Origin of the sequence: Paracoccus sp. SCSIO 75233 (assembly GCF_027912675.1) — a bacterium.
GTDB lineage: Bacteria > Pseudomonadota > Alphaproteobacteria > Rhodobacterales > Rhodobacteraceae > Paracoccus.
In genome coordinates this window covers 35103-58838 of the sequence record NZ_CP115762.1, presented here as the reverse complement: position 1 = coordinate 58838, position 23736 = coordinate 35103, and the positions used below count along the sequence as shown (strand labels likewise).

Here is a 23736-nt window from a genome sequence, read left to right as displayed (position 1 = left end):
CGAAGGTGTCCGGGATTCATTTTTGTTTTCCTTGGCTTCTGGATATCAGCGCGGGCTTTGCTGCGCATTATTTTGATTGCAAACCTCGGCGGCTTTCCAACCGTCTGAGGAGACATTCATGTTGAAATTGCACGACGAGCTGATCGAAGAGCTTGCGAAATCGCTCATGGAGCAGAACTACAATCCGGTGGTCGTGACCAACCATCGGCTCTACGCCCGCCGGTTCCTGGACTACCTGGCTGAGCGTGGCATGCCGGTGACGATGGTGACGCCAGCGCAGGTCGATCAGTATTTCCGCCACGCAGTCCTTTGCTTTCAGGATCGCTACGGTCGTCCGCCCAGCTCACGCTGGCACAGGCTGCCGCAAACAGCGATCGGCAGGTTGCTCCGCCTCGCCCAAGGCACGTGGCCGCCTGAAACAGAAATCGAATCGGGTGCGATGCTCCGGCACGCCATTTGCCATGATTACGGGAACTGGATGCGTGACGAACGCGGTCTGTCAGATGCGACGATCGACGCGCGCTCACGGGAGGCGCGGCGCTTTCTGGATTGGTACTTCTGCCGCAGCGGCGCCGACGATCTCTCGGCAATGGCCGTGCGCGATATCGATCACTACATGGACATGCGCGCCATCGGTCTGCGCCGGATATCGCTCTCGGGTTCTGCCGCATGGCTCCGTTCGCTGCTACGCTATCTCCATCAGTCGGGGCGGGTTCCGACCGATCTGAGCCCACAGGTCATCGGCCCCATGCTCTATGCCTACGAGGATGTTCCCTCGATCCTGAGCCGCAGCCAGATCGATCTGGTTCTGGAGGCCACCGGCAGAGACAGGTCGCCGAGGGGCCTGCGCGACCATGCCATTTTGCTGATGCTTGCCACCTACGGGTTGCGGCAAGGCGAGATCTGCAATCTCCGGCTCGACGACATCGACTGGCGCGCGGATTCGCTGCGGATCCGGCACACCAAAACCAATGCCTGTTCCACCATGCCGCTTCTGACGCCGGTCGGCGATGCGCTGCTTGACTATCTGCGTGCCGGGCGCCCGCAGGTCGAATGCCGGGAAATCTTCATCCGCTCTCTTGCACCCTATACCCGGATGACGAACTTGCACGGCATGGTCAAAAGACGTCTGGCGGCAGCGGGCGTCACCCCGGTGGGAAAACGTGGACCGCATATCTTCCGCCACGCGCGTGCGGTTGAACTGCTGCGGGCGTCGGTTCCGCAAAAGATCATCGGCGACGTGCTCGGGCACCGATCAACCGAGTCCACCAACACCTATCTCAAACTTGCCACCGAAGATTTGCGGGCGGTAGCGCTCGACGTGCCCGGATCGGAGGTGCTGTCATGAGCGCCTGGCACGATCCCGATCGCACCATCATCGACGCCTTTCTGGAGAAGTCGCAGTTCCGGCCGGGAAGCAGACCCACGTATCGCTGGTTCCTTCGCAGCTTCGAAGATGTTGCGCTCCGGCACCCTGCAGTGGATCGCCAGATGATCGAAGACTGGTTGGGCGAAATGGCACCGCGCTGGAAATTGTCGACGCTATTGAACCAGGTCTGCATCGTTGACCGTTTCCTCGACTATCTGGTCCAGAACGAGTTGATCGCCAGCAATCCCGTTGCCGAGCTTCGCAGGCAGCACAACATCAAGCAGAACAAGCCGATCTGGCGTGCCCTTGCATCGTCCAATCCCGACGAGGCCCTCGCGGGACTGTATCGGCCTGCGCCCTACGGCAGCGTTCTGGGCGACTTCATGCGTGACCATGTCGCGCTGATGCGAAACCGGGGCTACCAGTACGAAACGCAAGCTCATTGGTTGCTGCGGTTCGACCGGTTCCTGCAGGCTCATCCGGAACTGGCCGGAGAGCCGCTTGAGACGATGTTGACGCATTGGGCGGCAGCAAAGCCGACCCGCAATCACGCGGCAGAATGCCAGAAGCTGGGGCGCATCCTGACCAAGGCGCGGCAACGGCTCGATCCGAACATCCCGCCGAAACGCTTCAACCCGCGACCGGAGCGGGAGGTGGCGCGGGAGCACCGGCGTCCGCATATCTTCAGCCCGGCTGACATCCGGCTCATGCTCGAAGTTGCCCGATGCTATCCGTCGCCGCATGCCCCGCTGCGGCCGCTAACCCTCTACACGATGATCTTGCTGGCCTATTGCGCCGGGCTGCGACGTAGTGAGATTGCGTGGCTCGATCTGGGCGACGCCGACCTTCGATCCGGCACGATCACGATCCGGGAAACGAAGTTCTACAAGACCAGGATCTTGCCGTTATCGGGCAGCGTCATGGTTGAACTGCGCGCCTATCTCGATGCGCGGCGGCGCGCTGGTGCCCCACAGGACCCGCAGTCGGGGCTGTTCTGGCAGGATCACTTCAAGGATCGTTACGCCCCGGTGGTGGTCACAACGATGATCACCAACGTCATGCGCCGCGGCGGGTTCAAACCGCTTTCCGGACGGACAGGGCCGCGTGTGCATGACCTGCGGCACTCGATGGTCGTAAACCGGATCCTCCAATGGTACCAAGCCGGCATCAACCCGCAGGACCGGCTGCACTTCCTCTCGACCTATCTGGGTCACCGGGACATCAACTCGACGCTGGTCTACATCACCGTCACGCAGGATCTGCTGCAGGAAGCCAGCGAGCGGTTCCGCGTCGTCGGTGCCCCCTGCCTCAACGGGGAGGCGCTGTGATGAAAGCCGCAAATCCCTTCCCCGAACTATTGCGGGCCTTCTTCCAGGAATGGCTGGCGGAACAGCGCAGCGCCTCGATCCACACCATCAAGTCCTATCGGGACACCTGGCGGCTGTTGCTTCGGTTCGTCGCGGAGCGAAACGACCGTGGTGTCGCAAGGATCACCCTGGCCGACGTCTCCGCCGGCGAGGTCCGCGCGTTCCTCAATCATGCTGAACATGGTCGCAAGGGCACGATCGGCACGCGCAACTGCCGGCTTGCCGCCATCCGCAGCTTCTTCAGCTTCGTGGCGGACAAGGATCCCGAATATGTCGCCCAATGTGCAGAGGTCCTCGCGATCCCGCTCAAGCGCAAACCCACCGCCGCACCCTGCTATCTTGAGCCAGCGGAGGTCGAGGCCATTCTCGCGCAACCCGACCGGTCGACCATCGAAGGGATGCGAGACCATGTGCTGCTGTCACTGCTCTATAATAGCGGTGCGCGTATCCAGGAGGCGCTCGATCTCTGTCCCAAGGCGATCCGGTTCGAAGCACCGTATTGCGTGCGTCTTTACGGAAAAGGTCGAAAAGAACGCATCTGCCCGCTTTGGCCGGAAACGGTGGCGTTGCTGAAAAAGCTGCTGGAGCGGCAGCCGCGCGCACCGGATGAGCGCATCTTCGTCAATCGTTACGGCGAACCCCTGGGGGCATCGGGCGTGCGGTACAAGCTGGCGAGTTACGTCGCAGCGGCGGCGAATGCGACACCCACGCTTCGCTCGAAGCATGTGACGCCGCACAGTTTCCGGCACGCGACGGCCGTCCACCTCGTCGCGGCGGGCGTCGACATCACCGTCATCCGAAGCTGGCTGGGGCATGTCAGCTTGGACACCACCAACCACTATGCCCAGGCCAACCTCGAAACCAAGCGAAAGGCGCTCGAACAGGTTGGCGTTCCAGCAGCAGGAAATCGACCCGCGCGATGGAAACGTGACGCGGACCTGCTCGACTGGCTCGACACCCTCTGACCCCGAACCACGGAGAAATAATGTGAAGGACGTAGCCCTGAACTCCCTGAATGATAGCGATGGTGCCGCATTCCTTCGCATTATCGCGTCCTCGCGATTACGCACCTTATGCGCAGCTGCGCATAAGGTCCGGTAGGCATCGGCATAGCTGTCATAGATCGCGATCTGTGCGGGCGTCAGCTCATGCACCAGCATTTCGTATTCGACCCCGGCATAGGAGAGGGACCGCGCAAGATAGAGCCCGAGCGCCTTCAGATCGCGCGAGATCATCTCCATGGCAGCAATGCCCCCGGCCTCCATCGCGGCAACGAACTCGGCCCGCGTCACGAAAGGGAAATCACCCGTGCCCCAGAGCCCGAGACGGGAGGCATAGGCGAGATTGCCGACCACCGTCGCGCCGGTCGCTGAGACGTAGAGCACCCGGGCATCGGGAACGGCATTTTGCAGCGCGAGGCCAGCAAGGCCTTGTTGGGATGCCTTCTTGTCGCCGCGGTCGGACTTTTCGCCGGCGGCATTCGCCATGGCGTGGCTTTCGTCGAAAGCGATGACCCCGTTGAACCCCTCGCCAAGCCAGGACGTCACCTGATCGAGGCGGGAGGCTTTCCCGTCGCGTTCAGCAGAACGCAGGGTGGCATAGGTGACGAAGAGGATGCCCTCTGGGAGACGGATATCGCTCCCCTGGCGGAATTTCGAGAGCGGCACGATATCGCTTTCACGCCCCCCAAGCGCCATCCAGTCGCGGCGCGCATCCTCGATGAGCTTGTCGCTCTTCGAGACCCAGACCGCGCGGCGTCGTCCTTGCAGCCAATTGTCGAGGATGATGCCCGCGACCTGCCGGCCCTTGCCGCAGCCCGTGCCATCGCCGAGGAACCAGCCCTTGCGCAGGCGAAAGGCACCTTCGTCATCCTCAGACGCTGCCATCAGCTGACCTTCGATCTCGCCGCGCTTGAACCAGCCCTTGAGATGCGTCTCGTGGGCATTGCCCGCATAGATGACGCTTTCAAGCTGCGGCGCGGAGAGGAGACCGTCCGCGACGAGGGTCTTCGGCAGCATTGGGCGGTAGGTCGGGACAGGCGGCGGGACAGAGGCCATGGCCGCGGATTGCACGAGTGCGGTCGGATGAGCGGCCGCGCCGTCGATCCGGATCGATTGCAGGTCATAGGCTTCGTAGACCGTATCCTGCAGCGCGCCCTCGGGTTCGCTCCAGGCTTTCGGCAGGTAGTCGAGCGGGGCCGTGTCGATGTCGTCGAACGGGTGCTTCGCGCGTTCCTCGGCGAGGGCGCGGGTTTCTTTGCGTGCTGCGTTGCGCAGGGCGTGGAGGTTGGTGCGGGTCGGGCGAGGTGGCACCGAAAGAGCCGCGCCAGTGGGGCAGGGCAGGGGGTTGCGGCGCGCGGGACAATGGGTGAGTACTACGGAGAGAAGATCACTCGTGGTCGCGCAGATCGGATGATAGGCGGCGTCAATATCAGCCGGTGCGGTCTCTTCAGCACCAGCCACGCGCTTGTCGATCACCGTCAGCCTCGTGTCGATCGTGGTGCCATGCCGCGCGAAGACCTTGCCGTCGATGGCTGCGGAAAACACCACGTCAGCGCTTTGCCTGATCCGCTGAAACGTAGGCTGGAAACTCTTGGTGGAGGGACGGAAACTCTCGCCGGTGATGACAACGAGACGCCCACCGGGCGCGAGGCGAGCAAGGGAAGACAGAACATGTTGGCTGGTGGCCTGCCGGAACCGGCCTTCGACGTGGCTAGCGGCCGAGAACGGTGGGTTCATCACGATGACCGAGGGCGTGATCGACCGATCCAAACGGTCGTCGATCGAGGCGGCATCGTGTTCCGAGACTGCAGCGTCGGAGAAAAGCTGCTCCAGCAACGCGCGGCGGGTCTCAGCGAGCTCGTTCAGCGCCAGGCGAGCGCCTGCGATCCGGGCGAAGATCGCCAGCATGCCGGTGCCGGCCGAGGGCTCGAGCACGAGTTCGTCGGCCCGAAACCCCGCCGCCTGCGCGACGATGGCTGCGAGCGGCAGAGGGGTCGAAAACTGTTGCAGACGGATGCTGTCTTCCGAGCGCCGCGTGTGAGAGGGCGCCAAACCGGCGAGGCGTTCGATCATGGAAAGAAAGGCGTGCGGCGTAGCCGCCTGCCGCTGTATCAGCGCACCGTAGCGCGAGAGCATCAGGATCTGGGCGACCTCTGCGGCCTCATAGACGTCCTTCCAGACCCAGGCACCACTGGTGTCGCTGGCACCGGAAGCTTCTTCCATCGCGGCGCGCAGGGCAGCGGCGTCGATGGGCTTGCCCGCCTCGAACTGGGGGACGAGGGTTTTCGCAGCCAGCAAAAGGTTTTGGGCGAAGCGCGAGGCTTCCGAGCGGGCAGGGGTCTCGGCCTCGGGCGCAAGCGGGACGGAATGGGGGTGAGCGTTCATCGGCAATCTCCGGGGTTGAGGGTTGGCCCCAAGCCCCGCGCGCACTCTCTCACCCGGGAGGGGTCACCCCTCCCGCCCTGTCTCTCGCTCTTTCATGGCAAAGCCCCGGTGCAAATTTGCCCGTTATCAGGACGACCGCAGATGCCTCGGCACGTCCATGGACTGATGCAGGACCCGGATCACGAATATCCTGTCCGGGTCCACCTCGTAGAACACGAGGTGCCGACCCGTGATCAGTTTACGCGCACCCTGCTGGAGGTCGGAGCAGTCCGATCCCATTTGCGGGTTGGCGATGAGCCCCTTCAGGGCACGATCGATGTCGTCGAGATAGCGGTCCGCCTGCGCCGCGCCCCACTGTCGATCTGTCTCGACCCAGATGTCGACGAGATCGGATTTTGCCGCCTGGGAGTGATGGATTTCACGCATCAGAAGCGCCAGAGCGGCTCCGCGCCTCGCGCTTGATCTCATCCATGTCAAGCGGACCGGCGTCACCGGATTGTTTGCCCTCCATCAGCGCAACGCGAAGCCGCGCCCGCTGACCTTCCTGCTCCTCCATCAGGCGCAGAGAGGCGCGGATCAACTCGCTGGTTGACCCGTAACGCCCCTCTTTAAGCATCAGGGCGATGAATTCGTCCCAATGGGGGCCAAGTGTGACGCTTGTGCTTGCCATGCTCATCTCCAGAATACGCATGAATAAGATATATGAGTATTTCGGGCATTTCAACTCGGGGGTGGGCTTGCGCCCTGTTCGGCGCCGGCAGGTCTGTGCAGCTCTCGCAAAGTCAGGTGATCTACAAATGCTCGTGCCTCGGACAGGCAGTCCAACTCATAGTGCCCGAAGAACCCCCAGCAGGCATCGACCTCCTCGCCGTCACGCTCGACGACATAGCCATAAACCTGGCCGCCGAGGTAGGCATCGAAGGTGACGATCTCAGCGCGCAGAATGTTTTTGGCCTTTTCGCGCATCGCCTTGGTGACGCGTTTCACGCCGAACTCTTCCCGGACCGCGTCGAGCGTCACGTAGACATAGCCGACTTGGCTGGAATCCCACGGGCAGTGAAACCCGATCGTGTTCATCGCGAGACCGGAATGATCGTAGAGAAACACGGGCAATAAGATCGCCTTGCGCTCGGCGCGCTCGCGCAGCTGCTCAATCGAGAGGTCGCTCTGGTCTGTGACGCCCGAGAGATCGCGCAGGAGCGCATCTGGGCTGTCGAAGGGATGGCTGTCGCCCAGCCGATAGCGCCGGTGCCAGCAGATCAGTTTCCCGAGGTTGGACCACTCCCTCGGGCTCTCAGTATCCGGGTCATGGTAGATCTTGATGGTATGGCCTTGGTAGGCCTCCTCGTAGACAGGGTCTTGCATTTCGATATCCTTTCTTGAAACGCAATCGACCCGCCGAGCCGGTTGAGGCCGCAGGCGGGTCGATTTGGACGTGGTCAGGTGGTCGGCGAGTTTGCCGTCCGGTGGATCAGGCAGCAGCGCGGTTCTGACGATCTTGGATGTGCTCAACCGAAACCTTCAGCAGCCAGTCCTCGAAGCCGAGAATGGTCTGGTGATTGACCACCGCCGCGACCCAAACTGCGCGCGGATCGCCAACAATCTGTGTCGGGTCGTTGTCGATCCGGCCATTGGCCATCCACGGCTCTGGCTGGATGCGCCCGAGCCAGTCCGCCAGCGACGGGATGCGTCCTTGGCAGTCTTCGCGCACATGCTGCTCGCCGATCCAGCGGATGGGAACAACCCGGCCCGCGCTGTTGGTCAGGCTGCGACCGAAGTGGCGTTCAGCATCATAGATCCCAACGGTATGATGTTTTTGGGCTCTGTGAACAAAGAGACCTAGGTGCTCTTTGGATGAGTCAAACCAGTCATGCACATGCTGGTAATCGTTTGGCACACCGCCAAACTTTCGGGCTGAGCTTTCAGCGTGATGGAGGGGGTGTGCCATGTCAGAGCCCCTCGTGTTCAGTGGTGTTGGTCTCGATGTAACGGTTCGAATGACTGACATCGATCTTGTCAGTCTCAAGCGACCAAGTCAGTTCACCATAGCCGCCCTCGTTGTTCTCGAACCCGGGGCACAGGGCATAGGCGAAGTCCCAGCCGAAATCTTCGGCCCGGCGCCGCAGGTCTTCCGTCAGGATGATCGTGTCAGGGGTCACCACGACATCCTCGACATTGCCGGAATCGCCGTAGCCTTCGTATTGCACCTCGATGTTCGTTACGCCGAGGGTGCGCAGTTCGGAAAGAAGCGTCGCGCGGGTTTCTACCCGCTGTTCGGCAGCACGCCTCTGGGATTCGAGTATCTGCGCGTAGAAATCAGTCTCTTGTGTCATGTCTTTGATCCTTTGGAATTGAGGAAATGGGAGGGCGACCATTACGCGGGGTCGCCCAGGAAGTTTCCTGCGGGGCTTCAGGCCGCAGCGTCGCCGCGGTCTTCAGCCGTCCGATCTACCAGGTTGAAATAGAGGTTCTCGGTCGCGCGCTTGAACCCCGGCGGTTTGCGCGGGGCGAGACAACGCACCGAAGCGCTGCAGCTCTCGCCGTGCTCCATTGCGAACTGCGTCACCTTGTCGATCAGGTCATCCATTCCCGCGGCCTGGATGCGCTTTTCGGGGTAGCTCGCCATCATCTGGAACTGAGTGACAACGAAGGCGCCATCGCGATGCGCGGGATAGAGGGTAATCTGGTAGTCGAGTGTCTTGGCCATCTCTGGTCTCCTGTGGCGGGCCGGACGCGGGTATCGCGCCCTTTGGAACCCGCCAGCCTGAAAGGACCGCCCTTTGTGCAAGGGCGGTCCGGGGCGGTGACTAGGGATGGGGGGCGTCAGTATTCCGACGGCAGCAGCAGGGTCAGGACCCGACGCGTTTGCGCAAGGTCAGAGGGCTCGGGGGAGCCGTATTGGTAGTCGACATCGTACAGGTCGAGTTTGAACCAGACCGTCGTGTCCTCAAGCTCAATGACACCCATCTCGTGCCAGCCATGGGGGTCGCTGTCGGCAATGAAGGTGTCGAAAGCGGCGACGCGGCGGGTGAGTTCCAGCTGCACATCGAGCCCAAGCGCCGCGACGCCGCGTGTCATTACGAACTGGCCCTGCGGGGCATCGGCAACTGGGGCATTGCCAAGGATGGTACGGCGAAAGGCGTCATTCTGCGCAGCGATAAGTGCGGCTTCCTGAACGGGGTCGAGGTCGAGTGTGGTGGTCATAGGAATTCTCCGGGACGGGCCAGCTGATCCGTTATCGGCTGTGGTCAACCCGCCAGCCGGAAAGGGCCGCCCTCGATGTGAGGACGGCCCAGAGATCATGTCAGGTTCAGGTCGGTGGTCGCTTCGTCAGGCAGCATCCCCACTGAGGAAGGCTGGCAAGGACGACGGTTCGTCGTTCTCGGCATCGATCTGAGTATCTGAGGCGGGCTGGTCGCCTTCTTCGGCCTCGGGCACATCGTCACCCATGTCGGCGTCAGCGTCCATCGCACCGGCAAACGCCATCCCGTCGGGCAGCCAGCGCGTCGTCTTCGCAACCGTCGCCGCGCCGAACCCTTCCGTCTCGCCGGCGGTTTCCGCGAAAGCCCGCTCCATCGCGGCCGCGATATCGCCCTTGCGCTCGCGATTGCGATCTTCGGCGTAGTCCTCGCTGATCAGCTTGAGCGCAGTCGCGACTGCATGGCCCTTGTTGACTCGACCCCAGTAGTTTTGCGCGGTCGGGCGCCAGCAGGCCGCCACATCGACATCAAGCCGCGCGCCAATCTCCTCGATGATTGGGGAGGGGCGATTGTCGGAGGAGAGCTGCGGCTTTACCGCCAGACCCGTCGCCCAGGCGAAAAGCGCCTGCTTATCGGCAAGAGGCAGCGCCGACATCACCCGGAAGTCCTCTGGTTTCTCGAGCTTCATCCAGTCGGTGGCGAGGTCCTGTTCCAGTGCCTCGAGCATTTTCTGGGCGACAGTATCCGCATGCAGCACCTCGCGGTCTTGCGCCTGGAAAGGCCGGATCGAGATGTCGAGCGCTTCGTTGTTGTAGGACCGCCCCAAAGCCTGTTCGCAGAGCGCGTAGAGCATCGCATCGAACGCCACCTCGAAATCCGCCGCCAGATGCGCCCGCAGGATGTGCTGACGCGTCGCGCGCAGATCGTCGGCGAGGCTCGCCGAAATCCCATCCGCCTTGCGCAAGGTCGCCGCCGGATCGGAGGTTGGCACCGGCGTCGAGGAGGTTGGCGGCGTCACGTGCGGGCGGGCAGGGGATGGGGCATCACCCGCTTCAGCACTATCCTCGCCCGGCTCGGTCGCAGCGGGGATATCTTCTGGTCGCACGAGGCCTTTCTCGACACGTAGCGCCCCGTCATGACCGATGGTCAGAACCACGCCCGCGATGGCACGATCTTCGTCCGCGTACGGTTGCCGTTCGCGCTGCAGGGCTTCGATCTCGCGCAAACGCGGCTCGATTGCGTAGTATTCCTCCGTCTCCGCCTCAGACCAATCCTCGCCGTCGTTCTGCGCCGCCAATTCCTCTTCGCGGGCGATGAGACGTTCCTCCTCGGCGAGCAAGTCCGGATCGGGATCGACATCCTGCGGATAGACCCGCCCGAAACTGCGAAACGCGCCGTAGTCGACCGAGAGGTGAACCTCGACCCATTTCCACATCCCCTCAAAAGTCTTGGCCGCAGCCTGCAGCCTCTCGATGGCGAGGCGCTCCAGGAGCTCGGGGTTTTCCATATGGGCGCTGGCACGATCGTCGAAGAGATCGCGCAGCAGAACGCCGCCTGCCGCCTCATACGCCTCGATGCCGACAAAGCGCCCGAGGGCCGAGTTCGCCGAATGCGCGGTCTCAGTCAGCTGGCGTTTGATGCTCTGTGGGTGGATGTGATAGCCGCCCTTCACCGCGTTCCAAACTGCCAGTTGGCGGTCATGGTCGTCGGTCAGCGTGAAAGCCATCACGCATTCGAGGGTCAGATCGCCCGCACGGAATTGTTCGATGATCTCGGGCGCGACACGGGCGAGTTTGAGACGACGTCGCACCAGGTCGACCGAGACGCCGAACTTCAGCGCGATCTCGTCCTCGCTGCGCCCCTCGGCGATCATCGCCTCAAAAGCTTCGAACTGGTCGGCCGGGTGCATCGCCGCGCGCTGGAGGTTTTCCGTGGTAGATGTGAGGATGGCGTTGCGCTCGTCCTCGACGAGGCAGGGCACGGGGTGATCAACTGGGATCACGCCGTCATCGGCGAGCTGCTTCAGCGCCTTGAGGCGGCGACCGCCGGCATCAACCGCAAAACGTGTCTCAGACAGCGCATGAACCACCAGGTTCTGCTTGATGCCGGTTTCGCGAATGCTTGCGAGAAGCTCGGCTTCGACGCTGGCGCTCGGCGCCACCTTGCGAACGTTGAGCGGGCTGGGCTCCAGCTGGTCGAGCGGGATCAGACGAATGTCGGTCGCTCCGTCAGCCGTTGCCGATGCGGCGGCTTCTGTCTTCTTCACGGTGGCGGGTTTCGGGCGGGTTGAGGTCTTGGCCATGGTCAGGGTCCTTGTTACGCCGGACCCGGATGAGACTCTCTCTATCCTATCAAGCCCGGCACCCGGGCTTCCCTTTCTCTGGCTTTTTCCAATTGCGGATCACGTCACCAATCGACCGTTTGTAAACGAATGCAAGCAAATGCTCTCTCGTTGTGCTCGTCCTAAGACCCATGGTATCCTTGCACTGAGCGCGATCTGAGAAGTTCCACCGGCAGTCGCGCGCGCATACTATAAGAGGAGCGAAGGCAACCGCTAAAAAGTCACTTGGGTAATGTGCAAAAGATCAGTATTTTGCACATATGAAAATCCAAGCATCCGCTTTGACTGATGATTTCAATGACCCGCTCATCACTATCGAGGAAGATGAGGAGGCTCGCGAAGAAGACCTCTGGTTTCTGCCGGGACCACTCGAAGAAGAAGCGGATGATTTGCCTCCCGGGCCACGGGCAGAACCGCCCGAGACTGCTGTCATCGAAGACTGGGCAAAGGCAGAAGGCGTTCACGCTGCACGACTGGCGCGGGTCGCTGGACGCCTGGGCGCTCTGGATGACCGGCTGCTGCGCGGCCCGGAAGGCTGGCGGCATCGCCTCGCTCTTATCGAGGCAGCGGACCTTAGCTGGTTTGCAGGGGATCGGGTGAGTTCTGATCGTCTGGCGCTCTGGATATCGATGCGGCTGTCAGGTGCACAGGATGACCCAAATGCCCTGGCAGGAGTTGGATGGGCTGTTCGGCGCCTGACAGGCGGCCCCGGGCCGCAGGCTGACTTGGCCGCCTTCCTTGATCGCCGCGATCCCGAGCACGCCGAGGACGGTGCCGAGCGCTTCGAGGATCGCGCAGGTGGATGGCTGGACTTCATGGCCGCCGCACGCGATCTCCACCCGATCACGCGGGCTTGCATGGGCTATCATCTCTGGAGACTGGCAGGCCTTGGTGGGCACGGCGACCAGATCGAAGCCACCGTCACCGCATCCAGGATTGCGGCCAGCGACGGAAGCGGTGCAATATTTGCACCGCTCGCTATGGGTGGGGCAGGGGGGCAACGTGCCTCTGGCTTGCCAACGGAACGCTTGGCCCGCTGGTTTGATGGAATGAACAGCGCAATTCTAACGGCAATGCGAACACTTGACGATATCGAAGCCTGGACCTTGCGGGCAGAAAATGTCATGGCGCGATTGTCTGGGTGCACACCGGTTGTCGCGTAGCCCTTAATTGTGAGATGAGAAACCCAACGAAATCAACGGCCACCCTTTGCCTTTAAATATGAGATTATGTCTTTAATTCCGATATTTTGCCCTTAAACCTGAAACAGGGTTCGGCCAGATACTCTATGGAAAGATGCGGAAACTCCGCTCGAAGGCGCTGCAATATCGTATTTAAGGGCAAAATTTGACGTTCAAAGCGTCATGTCTCGGAATTAAGGGCTACGCGACAACCGGGTCCGAGAGCAGCAGCACCTCGACCCCCTTGGCTTTGAACCCTTTGAGATGCGGGGACTGCGCCAGTTTGCCCGCGTCTTCGCCCGCAATGTAGAAAATCGCGTCCTGCCCCTCTTTCATCCGTTCGACGTAGCCGGTCAGGCTGGTCAGGGCCTCGGAGCCGGTCTAAGCAAAACGGCAGACCTCAGTTATCCGGTCGCGCAGCGCCGGATCTTCGACAAGGCCTTCTTTCAGGACAGCGCCGAAGTTGCCCCAGAAAGTGGCATAGGCCTCCGGGTCCTTGGTCGCCTTCTTCTTGAGTTCGCTCAGAACCTTCTTGGTGACCTGCCCCTTGATCTTGGCGAGCTTCGGGTCGGTTTGCAGCATCTCGCGCGAGACGTTTAGCGACAGGTCCTGGCTGTCCACAACGCCGCGCAGGAAGCGCAGATAGGCCGTGATCAGGTCTTTCGTCGTCTCCGAGATGAAGACCCGGTTCACGTAGAACTTCACGTGGCTCTTGCGTTCCGGATCGAACAGGTCGAACGGCTGCATCGACGGCACGAACAGGAGGCTGGTGTGGTTGAGCGAGCCTTCCACCTTGTTGTGAATGGTCAGCCACGGGGTATCGAAGGCACGCGACGCATGCCGGTAGAACTCGGTATACTGGTCCTCGGTGATGTCCGTCGGTGCCTTCGTCCAGAGCGCCTTCGCCGCGTTGAGGGTCTCGTCACCCAGCTTCACCGGAAAGTTCATGTGTTCGGAATAGGTCTCGATGATGTGGCGGATACGGGCGGGCTCGGCGAATTCCTTGACGTCCTTCTTGAGGTGAAGAGTCACGGTGGTGCCGGCGGCTTCGCGGGTCGCGGGCTCGATGGTGAAGGAGCCCATGCCGTCGGAGGACCAGAGCCAGGCCTCGTTCTCACCGGCCTTTCGGGTCAGCACGTCCACGCGGTTGGCCACCATGAAGGCCGAATAGAAGCCCACGCCAAACTGGCCGATGAGGCCGGGGGCATCCTTTTTTTCGACCTTCAGGGCTTCGAGGAAGGCGCCGGTGCCGGATTTGGCGATCGTGCCGAGCGTATCGAGCAGATCGGCATGGTTCATGCCGATACCGTTGTCCGAGATCGACAGGGTCTTCTTGTCGGCGGCGAGCGTGATCGCGAACCCTTCGGCGGGGGCCAGGCCGGGATCCGTCAGGGCCGCATAGCGGAGCTTGTCGCAGGCATCGGATGCGTTGGAGACAAGCTCGCGCAGGAACACCTCGCGGTTGGAATAAAGCGACCCGCGACAATCTCCAGAAGCTGGCCCACTTCGGTCTGGAAAGAAAAGGTTTCTTTCTCAAGCACGTCGGTCATTTCTGATCCTCCAGTTTCATGCGCGGCACCGATTTATGGAGCACGCGCGGAGCTTTCAATAAGCGCCCCTCATCCCCAGGGACCGCCGCGGGCCTGACGGCGCCGCGCAGGGCGCATGGGTGCTCTGCCAAGCTTCCGCAGTTCCGCAATCCGCTTTTCGACCGGAGGATGCGTGGCGAAGAGACCGTCCACGGCCTGCATGTGCAACGGGTTCACGATGAACATATGCGCGGTGGCCGGGTTTCTCTCGGCGGCGATGTTGTCGATCCGGCCAGAAAGGACTCCCAGCTTGTTCAGGGCAGAGGCCAGCCATTCCGGGTTGCCGCAGATCGCGGCGCCTTCCGCATCGGCCTCGTATTCCCGGACCCGGCTGATCGCCATTTGCACCATCGCCGCCGCCAGAGGGGCCAGGATCATCATGGCGATCGTGCCGATCATTCCAAGCGGACGGTCCCGATCGCCACCGAAGAACATGGCGAAGTTGGCGAGCATGGACACGGCGCCCGCCAGCGTGGCCGTGATCGTCATGGTCAGCGTGTCGCGGTTCTTGATATGCGCCAGCTCATGGGCCACTACGCCCGCGACCTCCTCGCGGCTCATGTGGCGCAGCAGCCCGCGCGTGACGGCAACGGCCGCATTCTGCGGATTGCGCCCGGTGGCGAAGGCGTTGGGTTGCTCGGTCTCGATGATGTAGAGCGCCGGCATGGGAATGCCCGCCCGCCGTGCCATGCTGGCCGTCATTTCCCAAAGCTCCGGCGCGGAGCCCTGATCCACGGGCCGTGCGCCATGCATCCGAAGTATGGCCTTGTCGGAATTCCAATAGGCGAAGAAGTTCATGCCCGCCGCGATGGCAAGCGCAATGATGAGCCCAGCCTCTCCGGCCAGCAAGAGCCCAATGAACCCGACAAACGCGGTCATAGCAGCCATAAGCATGAAGGTGCGAACCATTGATAATGCCTTTCGAATTTCGATTCTGCGGACGGATATAGGAAGATGAAGTGGCAGAACAAAGAGTATTGGAACAGCGCCGAGATGTGCCTCCATTTACCGGAATCTCACGGTAGGAAAATATTTTCGCGCGCGCCTCTTGAAGTGGCCGATTAGCAACACCTTATCTACATCGGAACGCCCATCCGGGGTTTCACGGATACGCGAGAAGGGTTCGGCTGAAATAGCGGACCGCCGATTGTTCGCCTTTGTGGGAACCACTTGGCAGCGCGAATACGACGACCGCCGCATTGTCGGCGAACCTTGATGCATGTCCGTCCTTCCGGGCGTTTCCACGCGTCGCGACGTCTGTCGCGCTCGCTGTTGGCAACGAAGGAGGCTCGACATGTACTACTTACCCTACACACGGCGCAGTGACCCGTTCGCGTTGATGCGGTCCATGATGCGCGACTTCGATCGCACCACACCTGCGCGCGGAGCACCCTCCGTGTTTCCGGCTGTCAACATTTGGCAGGGCGATGAGGCCGTCGCCATCACGGCGGAACTGCCCGGCGTGGATGCCGCAGATATCGACATCTCGGTAAAAGACAACGTCCTGACCCTGTCTGGCGAACGCAAGATGCCCGAAGTGCCGGAAGGTGCGCGCTGGCACCGGAGCGAACGCGGCTACGGCAAGTTCAGCCGCACGATCCGTCTGCCGTTCGCGGCCACCGACGAAAAGGTCGAGGCAAGGATGGCCAACGGTGTCCTGCGGATCGTCGTCGGTCGCCCCGAAGAAGACAAGCCGAAGAAAATCGAGATCAAGGCCGCGTGAGAAGGAGGATTGCGAGATGACAAATGATGTAACCAACACCCCCGAGAAAACTCCCGCCGACACACCCGAAACAACCTCGGGCGGCCGCATCTACCGACCGCTCGCGGACATCGTGGAGACGGCTGAAGGCGTGACGCTGAATCTGGAAATGCCTGGTGTCGCCGCCGATGACGTGGACATTACGCTGGAAAAGCGCGTTCTGACCATTCGCGGCAAGGTGCAACCCACCGCACCGGAGGCGCTTCAACTGGCTTATGCCGAGTACGGTGAAGGCGATTTCGAGCGGTCTTTCACCTTGGGCGATGATTTCGACCCCGACAAGATTGGTGCCGAGGTCTCGCATGGTGTGCTGACCGTGACCTTGCCGCGCCTGGCCGAGGCCAGCCCGAAGAAGATCGCGGTGAAGTCGGCCTGACACCAAACCACCCAAAGACCAGGAAAGGAGTGACAAGACATGCAAGTCAAAGACCTGATTCCATGGGCGCGTAAGGACCATGCGCCTGAACCCAAGGGCGACGATCACAACCCGATCGCCTCGCTTCAGAATGAGCTGAACCGTGTCTTCGAGGGCTTCCGCAACCGCTTCGGCGAGTTGGACTGGCCATGGGGTGGCGGGGAGGCTAAATCCGACGTCGTCGAAACCGACGACAATGTCGTCGAGGTCTCGATCGAACTGCCCGGCATGGAGATGAAGGACATCGAGGTGTGCGTCACTGACGACATGCTGACCGTGAAGGGCGAAAAGCGGATCGAACGGCAGGAAGAGAAGAGGGGCTATTACCTCTCGGAGCGCAGTTATGGCGCGATCTACCGCACGATCCCATTGCCGCCCGGCGTCGATGGCGAGAAGGCCGAGGCCAGCTTCAAGAACGGTGTTCTGACCATCAAGCTGCCGCAGACCCCGGAAGCGCAAGCCAAGGTGAAGCGTATCGAGGTCAAGGGTGCGTAAGCGCAGCAGAGGCGCCGCGCAGTGACGCGCGGTGCCGCCACTCCGAGCAGTCGAAATGAGCATAGATCCTTACAAGACATTGGGCATTCACAAGACCGCCACGCAGGACGAAATCAAGAAGGCCTATCGCAAACTGGCAAAGGACCTTCATCCCGACCTGCACCCCGACGATGCCGCCAAGCAGGAGCGCTTCAAGGCGGTCTCGGCGGCGTACGATCTTCTGGGGGATGCCGAAAAACGGCGCCGTTTCGATGCCGGTGAAATCAACGCGAGCGGCCAGGAACGGCCTGAACGCCAGTATTATCACCAGTATGCGGGTCAGGATGCGGGCCGTCGCTACGATCCCGGTTCGGGTTTCGGCGGGGGCGCAACCATGGGAGAGGAGGACCTCTCGGATATATTCTCGCAGTTCTTCGGCGGGCAAGGCGGCGCACGCGGTTCAGGATTTGGAGCTGGATTTCACGCCCGCGGGCAAGACCTTCGCTATCAGCTTGAGGTCGATTTTCTTGAAGCGGTTCGTGGTGCGAAGCGCAGTGTCACAATGCCCGACGGCGCGCATATCGAGATCACCATCCCGAAAGGTCTGAAGGACGGCCAGACCTTGCGCCTGCGGGGAAAGGGCGCGCCCGGTATGGGCGAGGCCGAAGCGGGCGATGCGCTCGTAACGGTCTCGGTGCGCCCGCATCCGGTCTTTACGAGGGTTGGTGACGATATCGAGGTAGATCTGCCGATCACCTTCGATGAAGCGGTTCTTGGTGCGAAAGTCGATGTTCCGACCGTGAACGGGCCGGTCTCGGTAACAATTCCGAAAGGTGTCTCGTCGGGGCGGAAGCTCCGCCTGCGCGGCAAAGGCATTCAGCGAAAGGGCGGCAAAGCTGGCGATCAAATTGTGCAGCTCAAGATCGTTCTGCCCAAGGAAGTTGACGACGACATGACAAGCCTTGCCCGGCGCTGGCGCGATATTGCCGGCTTTGATCCAAGAGCAGACATGCGGAGGAAGTTATGAGCATGACCGAAGACATGGTGCTGTCGCAGGTCCGCCGGTTGACCAAACGCGATCTGCGCCTTTGGGTGCGACAGGGCTGGGTTGGGCCTGCACTTCGCGAAGACGGGCCGGTTTTTGACGACCTGGACATCGCGCGCCTGCGGCTTTTGCGTGATCTGCGAAAAGACATGGGAGTCCCGGTCGACGTTCTGCCAGTCGTGCTGAACCTCATGGATCAGTTGCATCAGGCACGCCGGGACGTGCAGCTGCTCTTGAGGATCTTGGAGGACCAGCCCGGAGGGATACGCGAGGCAGTTGGTCAAAGTCTTCGCTTGCGCGGTCCCGGTGGGCAACCGAATAGCGACGATTAAAGGGGCGAGGCCATACAATCAGAAAAGGAAAGCGAAATGCACAAAGATCTTTCTGCCTACTATCGGCTCCTGATGATGACGCATCGCAGGTTTCTTATCGCCGACGAGGCATGGCGCGCCGCGCAAGCAGACATGCACGCTATTTTTCCGGCACATCAGATGCCATTTTCCGGCACGATTGGAGCGCCCGGCTCTCGGATGCGCAGGCTCCATGATGCACGGACCGACGCGCTATTGCGACTGCAAACCGCTCATGAGAAATTCACACGGGCAAAGGCGCGTTCCGCCCGTCGGCGTGCTCCAAAATACGAAGTGTTCCTCCTTACAGTTCAATAGATCGCGCCAAACCAGCGAAGCGGTGGCTTTGTATCTCGGCGCACTGGAGTCTAGGGTCAGGATTCATAACCAATAGATGACGAGAGCCGCGAGGGCGATGGCTGAGAGGAAGACCTTGGGGCATCGGTCATAGCGGGTCGCGACGCGCCTCCAGTCCTTGAGCCTGCCGAACATGATCTCGATGCGGTTACGCCGCTTGTATCTCCGCTTATCGTATTTGATCGCCGTCTTGCGTTTCTTCCGGCCTGGGATGCAGGCACGTATCCCCTTGTCCTGCAACGCTTCTCTGAACCAGTCAGCGTCATAGCCACGATCCCCGAGTAGCCATTTGACGTTTGGCAGGCCACTCAGCAGGGCCCGAGCGCCGATATAATCGCTGACCTGTCCAGCGGTGACGAACAGGTCGATCGGTCGCCCCTGACTGTCGCAGATGGCGTGCAGCTTGGTGTTCATACCGCCTTTGGTTCGGCCGATCAGGCGACCACGCCCCCCTTTTTGGCGGCCATGCTGGTCGCCGTTCGATGGGCTTTGAGGTATGTTGCGTCGATCATCACGGTCGTTTTCTCGCCGTGTTCCGCCGCCAGCCCGGCCATCATCCGCGCGAAGATGCCCTTTTCGCTCCAACGCTTCCACCGGCTGTAAAGCGTTTTGTGAGGGCCATATGCAGCAGGAGCGTCACGCCAACGCAAGCCATTGCGATTTATGAAGATAATCCCGCTCAGCACCCGTCTGTCATCAACCCGGGGCTTCCCGTGCGACCTGGGAAAGAAGGGAGCCAGGCGCGCCATCTGCGCGTCGGTCAGCAAGAAGAGATCGCTCATGTCACCACTCCGTTTTCGCAGGCGTGAATCACGCAGCGCAACAGAAATCAATGCATCCTGACCCTAAACCCGATATACCGAATGCAAGCTTTGAAAGGATCGGGTGCGTGACGTCAATTCTTGTGACCCTGGCCGCGGTATGTGGTGTTGCGGTCGTCGCCGTCTGCGTTTGGCATGCGATTTCATCGGCGCGCACCCCGCAAGGCGCGGTGGCATGGGCCGTTTTTTTGATCTCGTCGCCATGGCTTGCCATGCCGGTTTACCTCGTCATTGGTCGCCGCAAGCTACAAGACTACCGGGCCGCCTGGCGACAGAGCCATGGAGCCATTACGGGATTTCGCCTTTGCCAGGCTGCTGTTGACCCGGCACCCCCCAAGCAAGCAACGCTTGTCGCGCTTGAGCGGATCGGCGGCCTGCCATTTATCGGTGGCAACACTGTCCGCTTACTTGTCAACGGAGACGAGACTTTCGACGCGATCTGTGAAGCCATAGACCGTGCGCAAGACACAATCTGCATCCAATTCTACATCATCCGCAATGATGGATTGGGGCGCCGGGTGGCCACACATCTCATTCGGGCCGCAGAGCGCGGCGTCTGCGTGCGCGTCATGTACGATGGGGTCGGCAGTCAGAAACTGCCCGAGGCTTGGCCACAGCGTCTGCGCACCGCCGGCGTGAAGGTCCTCAACCCGGATCAGTCGCGGGGGCCCACGTCCCGGCTCGAGATCAACTTCCGCAACCATCGCAAGACGGTGATCGTGGATGAAAAGACCGCATTTGTCGGTGGCCACAACATCGGGGACGAATATCTAGGTCTCGATCCGCATTTCGGTCATTGGCGGGATACCCATCTGGAGTTCCATGGCCCAATCGCGATGCAGGCTCAGACCGTTTTTGCTGAAGACTGGCACTGGGCCTGTGGTGAAACTCTTGAAACCTCGCTGGAATGGAAGGCGGACCCGGAAAATATTGCTACCGCCGAGACTACGGCCGCGTTGGTCCCGACGGGTCCGGGGGATCCTCTGGATAGTGGCAGCCTGATGTTCTTCGCAGCGATTACGGCCGCGACAGAGCGGGTCTGGATCGCCTCGCCCTACTTTGTGCCCGATACTGATATCCTGTCAGCGTTGACCGCAGCTGCCCTTGCGGGCAAGGATGTACGGCTTCTTCTGCCGTCCATAATCGACCACTATCTCCCTTGGGTCGCAGCGCATGCCTATTTTGACGAGATCCGCGCCGCCGGTGTGAAGGTCTATCGGTATCAAGGCGGGTTCATGCATCAGAAGGTGATCCTGATCGACAACGATCTTTCGGCGGTCGGGACTGCAAATCTCGACAACCGGTCCTTCCGGCTTAATTTCGAGAGCATGGTTTTTGTGGCCGACAAGGACTTTGCTAGCGCTGTTGAGCGCATGCTTGCGGCTGATCTCGACAATTGCGAAGAGGTCACGCGCGCCCTTGATGAACAGCCCCCCGTCATCCGCTATGGTGCGCCTCTGGCGCGCCTCTGGGCACCGATTTTATGATATCCATGCGCATAGCCAGCTACAATATTCGCAAGGCCATTGGTCTTGATCGTAAGAGGGACCCAGTGCGGATTGCCCGTGTGTTGCGCGACGTGGATGCCGATGTGGTTGTATTGCAGGAGGCTGACCGGCGTCTTGGCAGGCGGCCGACGGCCTTGTCCCCGGAGATAATCCGAGGGGAGACGGATTACCGGATCGTCGATCATGCGGGCAGCGATGTGAGCCTCGGTTGGCACGGAAATGCGATACTCGTTCGGGACGGCATCGACTGTGCGCCATTGAACCGCATTGATCTGCCAGGGCTTGAGCCGCGCGGCGCGGTACTTGCGCGCTGTGGTGATCTGACAGTTGTTGGCACGCATCTGGGTCTGCTCCGCAGACATCGCGTTCAGCAGATGGAACATATCAAACAGGTGACCGCAGATTTTGAGCCTGGACGCGTTCTGATCGCCGGGGATTTCAACGTGTGGTCAGACACGCAGGGGTTTGAACCATGGTCAGACACCTTCGATATCATTCGACCCGGTCGATCCTTTCATTCCAGTCGCCCGATCGCCCGTCTGGACGGGTTTGCGATAGGGACGGAAATCAACATATCCGAGGGTGGCGTCCACGAAAAAGGTGATGCGCGGATGGCATCGGATCATTTGCCTGTCTGGGTGGAGCTTGACCGCCGGCGCGCTGATGTCGACGCGTCGGCGATCACTCGCAATCAGGCTGGTGACCTGCTGTAAAGCGGCGGGAGATTTCCGGTCCGGGTCTTTCCCTTGGCAGCGGTCCCGCGTCGTTTCTCGACCTTTTTCACAGCGGTCCAAAGCACCTCTCCCGTCCAGGCCGAAGTCGTATCCTGTGAGCCGAAAACATGTGCTTCCAGTTGCTTGGTGGCTGCTGCCAGCGCAGCGTCTGCGTCTTCGGGCAAACGCGCCATTTCGGCGCCTGATGCGTTGCGCCATGCCAAGAGGCGATCGTAGGCTTTCGCCGCATCACCTCTTTTGCAGGCCTCTCGCAATTCGGCAACAAGTTCTGCGTGATCAGGTCGCACCGGTTTCGCCTTTTCGTCACGTGATGTTCCGATTGACGGTGAAGCACCTGCGCCACGGTCAGCCTTCTCCCTGCTCTTGCGCCGCCAAAGCAGGAAGCCGGTGCCGACGACTGCAAGCAGTCCAATGGCAAAGAGACCCCAAAGCAGTTCGTACCGCCAAGCTAAAAGCCAATCACGTAGATTGAAATCGGCGGCCGGATCCGTCGTTTCTGGCCGGTCAGGCGCAGAAACCTGTGGATCAGGCTGCGGTGCAGATGGCGCTGTCGCCTGGCTTTGGCCGACGGCGACTTCTAGCGTTTCAGCGGCCAAAGATGCTGTCCGCTGCTCTCCGGCGTTCACGTCAAACCAGTTCACCGTGACCTCAGGCAGGATGATTTTCCCGCTTTCGGTGGGAACGATCGACAGGGAATATTGCCGTATTGCAGCACTTCCTTCGGGCGTCTGGGCTTCGCGTGTATCCGACCGGTCAACGTAGATGCGCGCGCCAGGGATGCTGTCGAATTCCAGTTCCGGCAGTTGTTCCTGAGCGGTGCCAAGAGCAGTGATCTGGATGATCCGCGTGGCCGCTTGACCGACCGCCAATTGCGGCGGATCAGGTTGCCAGGTACTGCGCAGTTCGACCGATTTTGCGGGAAGGAACCATTCATCCGCGCCGCCGGGGCGAGCCGCTATGTCAAGTGCGATTGCCTCTGAGCGTGCGGTCATTTCAAGGGTAGGGGTCATGAGGTCATCAAAAATGCTGCCTCCAAATCCCCCAATGTCGGGAAATCCGAACCGGTCCCGCATGTCCGCAAATGGGTCGCGACCAAGTCCGCTACCGCGTCTTGCATTCGGGTCGGTAACAACACCGCGCAGGGTCAGCGCCGGGATCCGCAATTCGCCACTGGCCTGAGGCGTCACCAGATACGTGCGTTCGATGACGCGTATAGGTCGACCTTGGAAAGACGTGCTGCTGACACGGTCTTCCCCGACCTGACGGACCGTTGCATTCTCGACGGCCAGCGGGGTCAGGCGGGCTTGTCGCAGACCGAGGCCATCCATGATGCGGACAGTCACCGGAATTTCCTGTTGTACGTAGAACGTGTCGCTACCCACTTCGACATCTATCTGCACACCGGTCGACGCAAGGTCGCCACGCGGCATCGTTGCGGGATCGACGACTTCAAGGGTCAGTGGTTGGCTGGTTTCCGCCCCGACGGTGATTTCCGGCACGGTCAGAACACCGATCTCCCGCGGTGCGATCTGGATCAGCCAGCTTCGGCTTTGGCTTGAGACACCATTGACGATACTGGTCTGCATGGATTGGCTTGTGCCCAGAATATCAAAAGACTGCTCAAGCGGCGCAAGGTCAGGCGTTGCTGCCGCGGTCTGCCCGTCGACACGCAATTCCAGCGTCACCGGATCGCCGAGGGCAACCTTGTCCTGAGCCAACCGCGCGGTGACATCTGCCATAGCGACACCAGAGAACGCCGCCGCAAAAAATGGCCCCGCTGCCAGAACGACGAAGATGCGGAACAGTTTCTGTCTGGCTCTCATTGGGATGTTCATTG

23 protein-coding genes and 2 pseudogenes are annotated in these 23736 nt (G+C 61.1%); 12 read left to right on the top strand and 13 right to left on the bottom strand.

The window, feature by feature from the left end; translation table 11 throughout:
* The first annotated feature begins 118 nt into the window (after positions 1-118).
* The 3 genes from PAF12_RS18280 to PAF12_RS18270 are packed head-to-tail and all read left to right on the top strand — an operon-like array spanning position 119 to position 3701.
* Positions 119-1348: a site-specific integrase gene (locus PAF12_RS18280; protein WP_088626526.1), complete on the top strand. Its 1230-nt coding sequence runs from the start codon at positions 119-121 to the stop codon at positions 1346-1348.
* On the top strand, positions 1345-2697 hold the full coding sequence (locus tag PAF12_RS18275; RefSeq protein WP_100931402.1) for a tyrosine-type recombinase/integrase: 1353 nt from the start codon (positions 1345-1347) through the stop codon (positions 2695-2697). Before PAF12_RS18280 ends, PAF12_RS18275 begins: the two co-directional genes overlap by 4 nt.
* Complete coding sequence (locus tag PAF12_RS18270) at positions 2697-3701, top strand: tyrosine-type recombinase/integrase (RefSeq protein WP_088626524.1); 1005 nt, start codon at positions 2697-2699, stop codon at positions 3699-3701. Before PAF12_RS18275 ends, PAF12_RS18270 begins: the two co-directional genes overlap by 1 nt.
* Positions 3702-3830: 129 nt before the next feature.
* Here PAF12_RS18270 and PAF12_RS18265 read toward each other — a convergent pair.
* From PAF12_RS18265 to PAF12_RS18225, 9 genes and pseudogenes are all read right to left on the bottom strand, one after another.
* A pseudogene (locus PAF12_RS18265) lies at positions 3831-6122 on the bottom strand (strawberry notch-like NTP hydrolase domain-containing protein); the annotation flags it as partial.
* A 126-nt stretch (positions 6123-6248) separates the two neighbouring features.
* Positions 6249-6548 carry a type II toxin-antitoxin system RelE/ParE family toxin gene (locus tag PAF12_RS18260; protein WP_008335672.1) on the bottom strand — a complete coding sequence of 100 codons (300 nt, stop codon included), beginning with the start codon at positions 6546-6548 and terminating at the stop codon, positions 6249-6251.
* Positions 6541-6792: a type II toxin-antitoxin system ParD family antitoxin gene (locus tag PAF12_RS18255; RefSeq protein WP_037207773.1), complete on the bottom strand. Its 252-nt coding sequence runs from the start codon at positions 6790-6792 to the stop codon at positions 6541-6543. Before PAF12_RS18255 ends, PAF12_RS18260 begins: the two co-directional genes overlap by 8 nt.
* A gap of 50 nt (positions 6793-6842) precedes the next feature.
* Entirely contained in the window at positions 6843-7634 is a 792-nt protein-coding gene (locus PAF12_RS18250) for a hypothetical protein (RefSeq protein WP_233152325.1), read from the bottom strand.
* On the bottom strand, positions 7594-8070 hold the full coding sequence (locus tag PAF12_RS18245; protein WP_008335678.1) for a hypothetical protein: 477 nt from the start codon (positions 8068-8070) through the stop codon (positions 7594-7596). The genes PAF12_RS18250 and PAF12_RS18245 overlap by 41 nt, the downstream gene beginning before the upstream one ends.
* A gap of 1 nt (position 8071) precedes the next feature.
* A complete protein-coding gene (locus tag PAF12_RS18240; protein ID WP_008335679.1) occupies positions 8072-8455 on the bottom strand; it encodes a DUF6878 family protein in 384 nt (127 codons plus the stop codon).
* A gap of 77 nt (positions 8456-8532) precedes the next feature.
* Complete coding sequence (locus PAF12_RS18235; protein ID WP_008335680.1) at positions 8533-8829, bottom strand: hypothetical protein; 297 nt, start codon at positions 8827-8829, stop codon at positions 8533-8535.
* Positions 8830-8945: 116 nt separating this feature from the next.
* Entirely contained in the window at positions 8946-9326 is a 381-nt protein-coding gene (locus tag PAF12_RS18230) for a DUF3768 domain-containing protein (protein WP_008335689.1), read from the bottom strand.
* A 126-nt stretch (positions 9327-9452) separates the two neighbouring features.
* A complete protein-coding gene (locus PAF12_RS18225; protein WP_008335691.1) occupies positions 9453-11624 on the bottom strand; it encodes a ParB/RepB/Spo0J family partition protein in 2172 nt (723 codons plus the stop codon).
* Positions 11625-11923: 299 nt separating this feature from the next.
* Between PAF12_RS18225 and PAF12_RS18220 the strand changes: the two genes are divergently transcribed.
* Positions 11924-12826: a hypothetical protein gene (locus PAF12_RS18220; protein ID WP_271109931.1), complete on the top strand. Its 903-nt coding sequence runs from the start codon at positions 11924-11926 to the stop codon at positions 12824-12826.
* 219 nt (positions 12827-13045) lie between these two features.
* Here PAF12_RS18220 and htpG read toward each other — a convergent pair.
* Together htpG and htpX are read right to left on the bottom strand one after the other, a co-directional pair.
* A pseudogene (htpG, locus tag PAF12_RS18215) lies at positions 13046-14299 on the bottom strand (molecular chaperone HtpG).
* 164 nt (positions 14300-14463) lie between these two features.
* Positions 14464-15342 carry a zinc metalloprotease HtpX gene (gene htpX, locus PAF12_RS18210; protein ID WP_271109930.1) on the bottom strand — a complete coding sequence of 293 codons (879 nt, stop codon included), beginning with the start codon at positions 15340-15342 and terminating at the stop codon, positions 14464-14466.
* A gap of 385 nt (positions 15343-15727) precedes the next feature.
* Between htpX and PAF12_RS18205 the strand changes: the two genes are divergently transcribed.
* The 6 genes from PAF12_RS18205 to PAF12_RS18180 are packed head-to-tail and all read left to right on the top strand — an operon-like array spanning position 15728 to position 18797.
* Positions 15728-16156, top strand: coding sequence for an Hsp20/alpha crystallin family protein (locus PAF12_RS18205; RefSeq protein ID WP_057796959.1), 429 nt, complete (start codon positions 15728-15730; stop codon positions 16154-16156).
* A gap of 16 nt (positions 16157-16172) precedes the next feature.
* Positions 16173-16571 (top strand): Hsp20/alpha crystallin family protein, encoded by a 399-nt coding sequence (locus PAF12_RS18200; protein ID WP_057796960.1) that lies wholly within the window; start codon positions 16173-16175, stop codon positions 16569-16571.
* Between the two features lie 39 nt (positions 16572-16610).
* On the top strand, positions 16611-17105 hold the full coding sequence (locus tag PAF12_RS18195) for an Hsp20/alpha crystallin family protein (protein ID WP_271109929.1): 495 nt from the start codon (positions 16611-16613) through the stop codon (positions 17103-17105).
* A gap of 55 nt (positions 17106-17160) precedes the next feature.
* Positions 17161-18111: a DnaJ C-terminal domain-containing protein gene (locus PAF12_RS18190; RefSeq protein WP_271109928.1), complete on the top strand. Its 951-nt coding sequence runs from the start codon at positions 17161-17163 to the stop codon at positions 18109-18111.
* A complete protein-coding gene (locus PAF12_RS18185) occupies positions 18108-18461 on the top strand; it encodes a MerR family transcriptional regulator (protein WP_271109927.1) in 354 nt (117 codons plus the stop codon). Before PAF12_RS18190 ends, PAF12_RS18185 begins: the two co-directional genes overlap by 4 nt.
* Positions 18462-18497: 36 nt before the next feature.
* Entirely contained in the window at positions 18498-18797 is a 300-nt protein-coding gene (locus tag PAF12_RS18180) for a hypothetical protein (RefSeq protein WP_271109926.1), read from the top strand.
* Between the two features lie 63 nt (positions 18798-18860).
* On the opposite strand, the gene PAF12_RS18175 is transcribed toward PAF12_RS18180, so the two are convergent.
* Positions 18861-19618, bottom strand: a protein-coding gene (locus PAF12_RS18175) for an IS5-like element ISPso2 family transposase (protein WP_100053151.1) whose coding sequence is annotated in 2 segments (ribosomal slippage) — positions 18861-19294 and positions 19294-19618 — 759 coding nt in all. Because the reading frame shifts where the segments join, the coding sequence is not laid out codon by codon here.
* 107 nt (positions 19619-19725) lie between these two features.
* Between PAF12_RS18175 and cls the strand changes: the two genes are divergently transcribed.
* Positions 19726-21144 carry a cardiolipin synthase gene (cls, locus tag PAF12_RS18170; protein WP_271109925.1) on the top strand — a complete coding sequence of 473 codons (1419 nt, stop codon included), beginning with the start codon at positions 19726-19728 and terminating at the stop codon, positions 21142-21144.
* Entirely contained in the window at positions 21141-21878 is a 738-nt protein-coding gene (locus PAF12_RS18165; RefSeq protein WP_368045181.1) for an endonuclease/exonuclease/phosphatase family protein, read from the top strand. The genes cls and PAF12_RS18165 overlap by 4 nt, the downstream gene beginning before the upstream one ends.
* On the opposite strand, the gene PAF12_RS18160 is transcribed toward PAF12_RS18165, so the two are convergent.
* A complete protein-coding gene (locus PAF12_RS18160; RefSeq protein WP_271109923.1) occupies positions 21857-23734 on the bottom strand; it encodes a BatD family protein in 1878 nt (625 codons plus the stop codon). The genes PAF12_RS18165 and PAF12_RS18160 overlap by 22 nt on opposite strands.
* Positions 23735-23736 lie beyond the last annotated feature (2 nt).

Coding starts and splice junctions, on each gene's coding strand:
- PAF12_RS18240 (WP_008335679.1), bottom strand. CDS start 8,455: ATGACACAAGAGACTGATTTCTACGCGCAGATACTCGAATCCCAGAGG.
- htpX (WP_271109930.1), bottom strand. CDS start 15,342: ATGGTTCGCACCTTCATGCTTATGGCTGCTATGACCGCGTTTGTCGGG.
- PAF12_RS18195 (WP_271109929.1), top strand. CDS start 16,611: ATGCAAGTCAAAGACCTGATTCCATGGGCGCGTAAGGACCATGCGCCT.
- PAF12_RS18235 (WP_008335680.1), bottom strand. CDS start 8,829: ATGGCCAAGACACTCGACTACCAGATTACCCTCTATCCCGCGCATCGC.
- PAF12_RS18280 (WP_088626526.1), top strand. CDS start 119: ATGTTGAAATTGCACGACGAGCTGATCGAAGAGCTTGCGAAATCGCTC.
- PAF12_RS18275 (WP_100931402.1), top strand. CDS start 1,345: ATGAGCGCCTGGCACGATCCCGATCGCACCATCATCGACGCCTTTCTG.
- PAF12_RS18160 (WP_271109923.1), bottom strand. CDS start 23,734: ATGAACATCCCAATGAGAGCCAGACAGAAACTGTTCCGCATCTTCGTC.
- PAF12_RS18270 (WP_088626524.1), top strand. CDS start 2,697: ATGAAAGCCGCAAATCCCTTCCCCGAACTATTGCGGGCCTTCTTCCAG.
- PAF12_RS18165 (WP_368045181.1), top strand. CDS start 21,141: ATGATATCCATGCGCATAGCCAGCTACAATATTCGCAAGGCCATTGGT.
- PAF12_RS18190 (WP_271109928.1), top strand. CDS start 17,161: ATGAGCATAGATCCTTACAAGACATTGGGCATTCACAAGACCGCCACG.
- PAF12_RS18255 (WP_037207773.1), bottom strand. CDS start 6,792: ATGGCAAGCACAAGCGTCACACTTGGCCCCCATTGGGACGAATTCATC.
- PAF12_RS18205 (WP_057796959.1), top strand. CDS start 15,728: ATGTACTACTTACCCTACACACGGCGCAGTGACCCGTTCGCGTTGATG.
- PAF12_RS18225 (WP_008335691.1), bottom strand. CDS start 11,624: ATGGCCAAGACCTCAACCCGCCCGAAACCCGCCACCGTGAAGAAGACA.
- PAF12_RS18230 (WP_008335689.1), bottom strand. CDS start 9,326: ATGACCACCACACTCGACCTCGACCCCGTTCAGGAAGCCGCACTTATC.
- PAF12_RS18245 (WP_008335678.1), bottom strand. CDS start 8,070: ATGGCACACCCCCTCCATCACGCTGAAAGCTCAGCCCGAAAGTTTGGC.
- PAF12_RS18220 (WP_271109931.1), top strand. CDS start 11,924: ATGAAAATCCAAGCATCCGCTTTGACTGATGATTTCAATGACCCGCTC.
- PAF12_RS18200 (WP_057796960.1), top strand. CDS start 16,173: ATGACAAATGATGTAACCAACACCCCCGAGAAAACTCCCGCCGACACA.
- PAF12_RS18180 (WP_271109926.1), top strand. CDS start 18,498: ATGCACAAAGATCTTTCTGCCTACTATCGGCTCCTGATGATGACGCAT.
- PAF12_RS18185 (WP_271109927.1), top strand. CDS start 18,108: ATGAGCATGACCGAAGACATGGTGCTGTCGCAGGTCCGCCGGTTGACC.
- PAF12_RS18260 (WP_008335672.1), bottom strand. CDS start 6,548: ATGCGTGAAATCCATCACTCCCAGGCGGCAAAATCCGATCTCGTCGAC.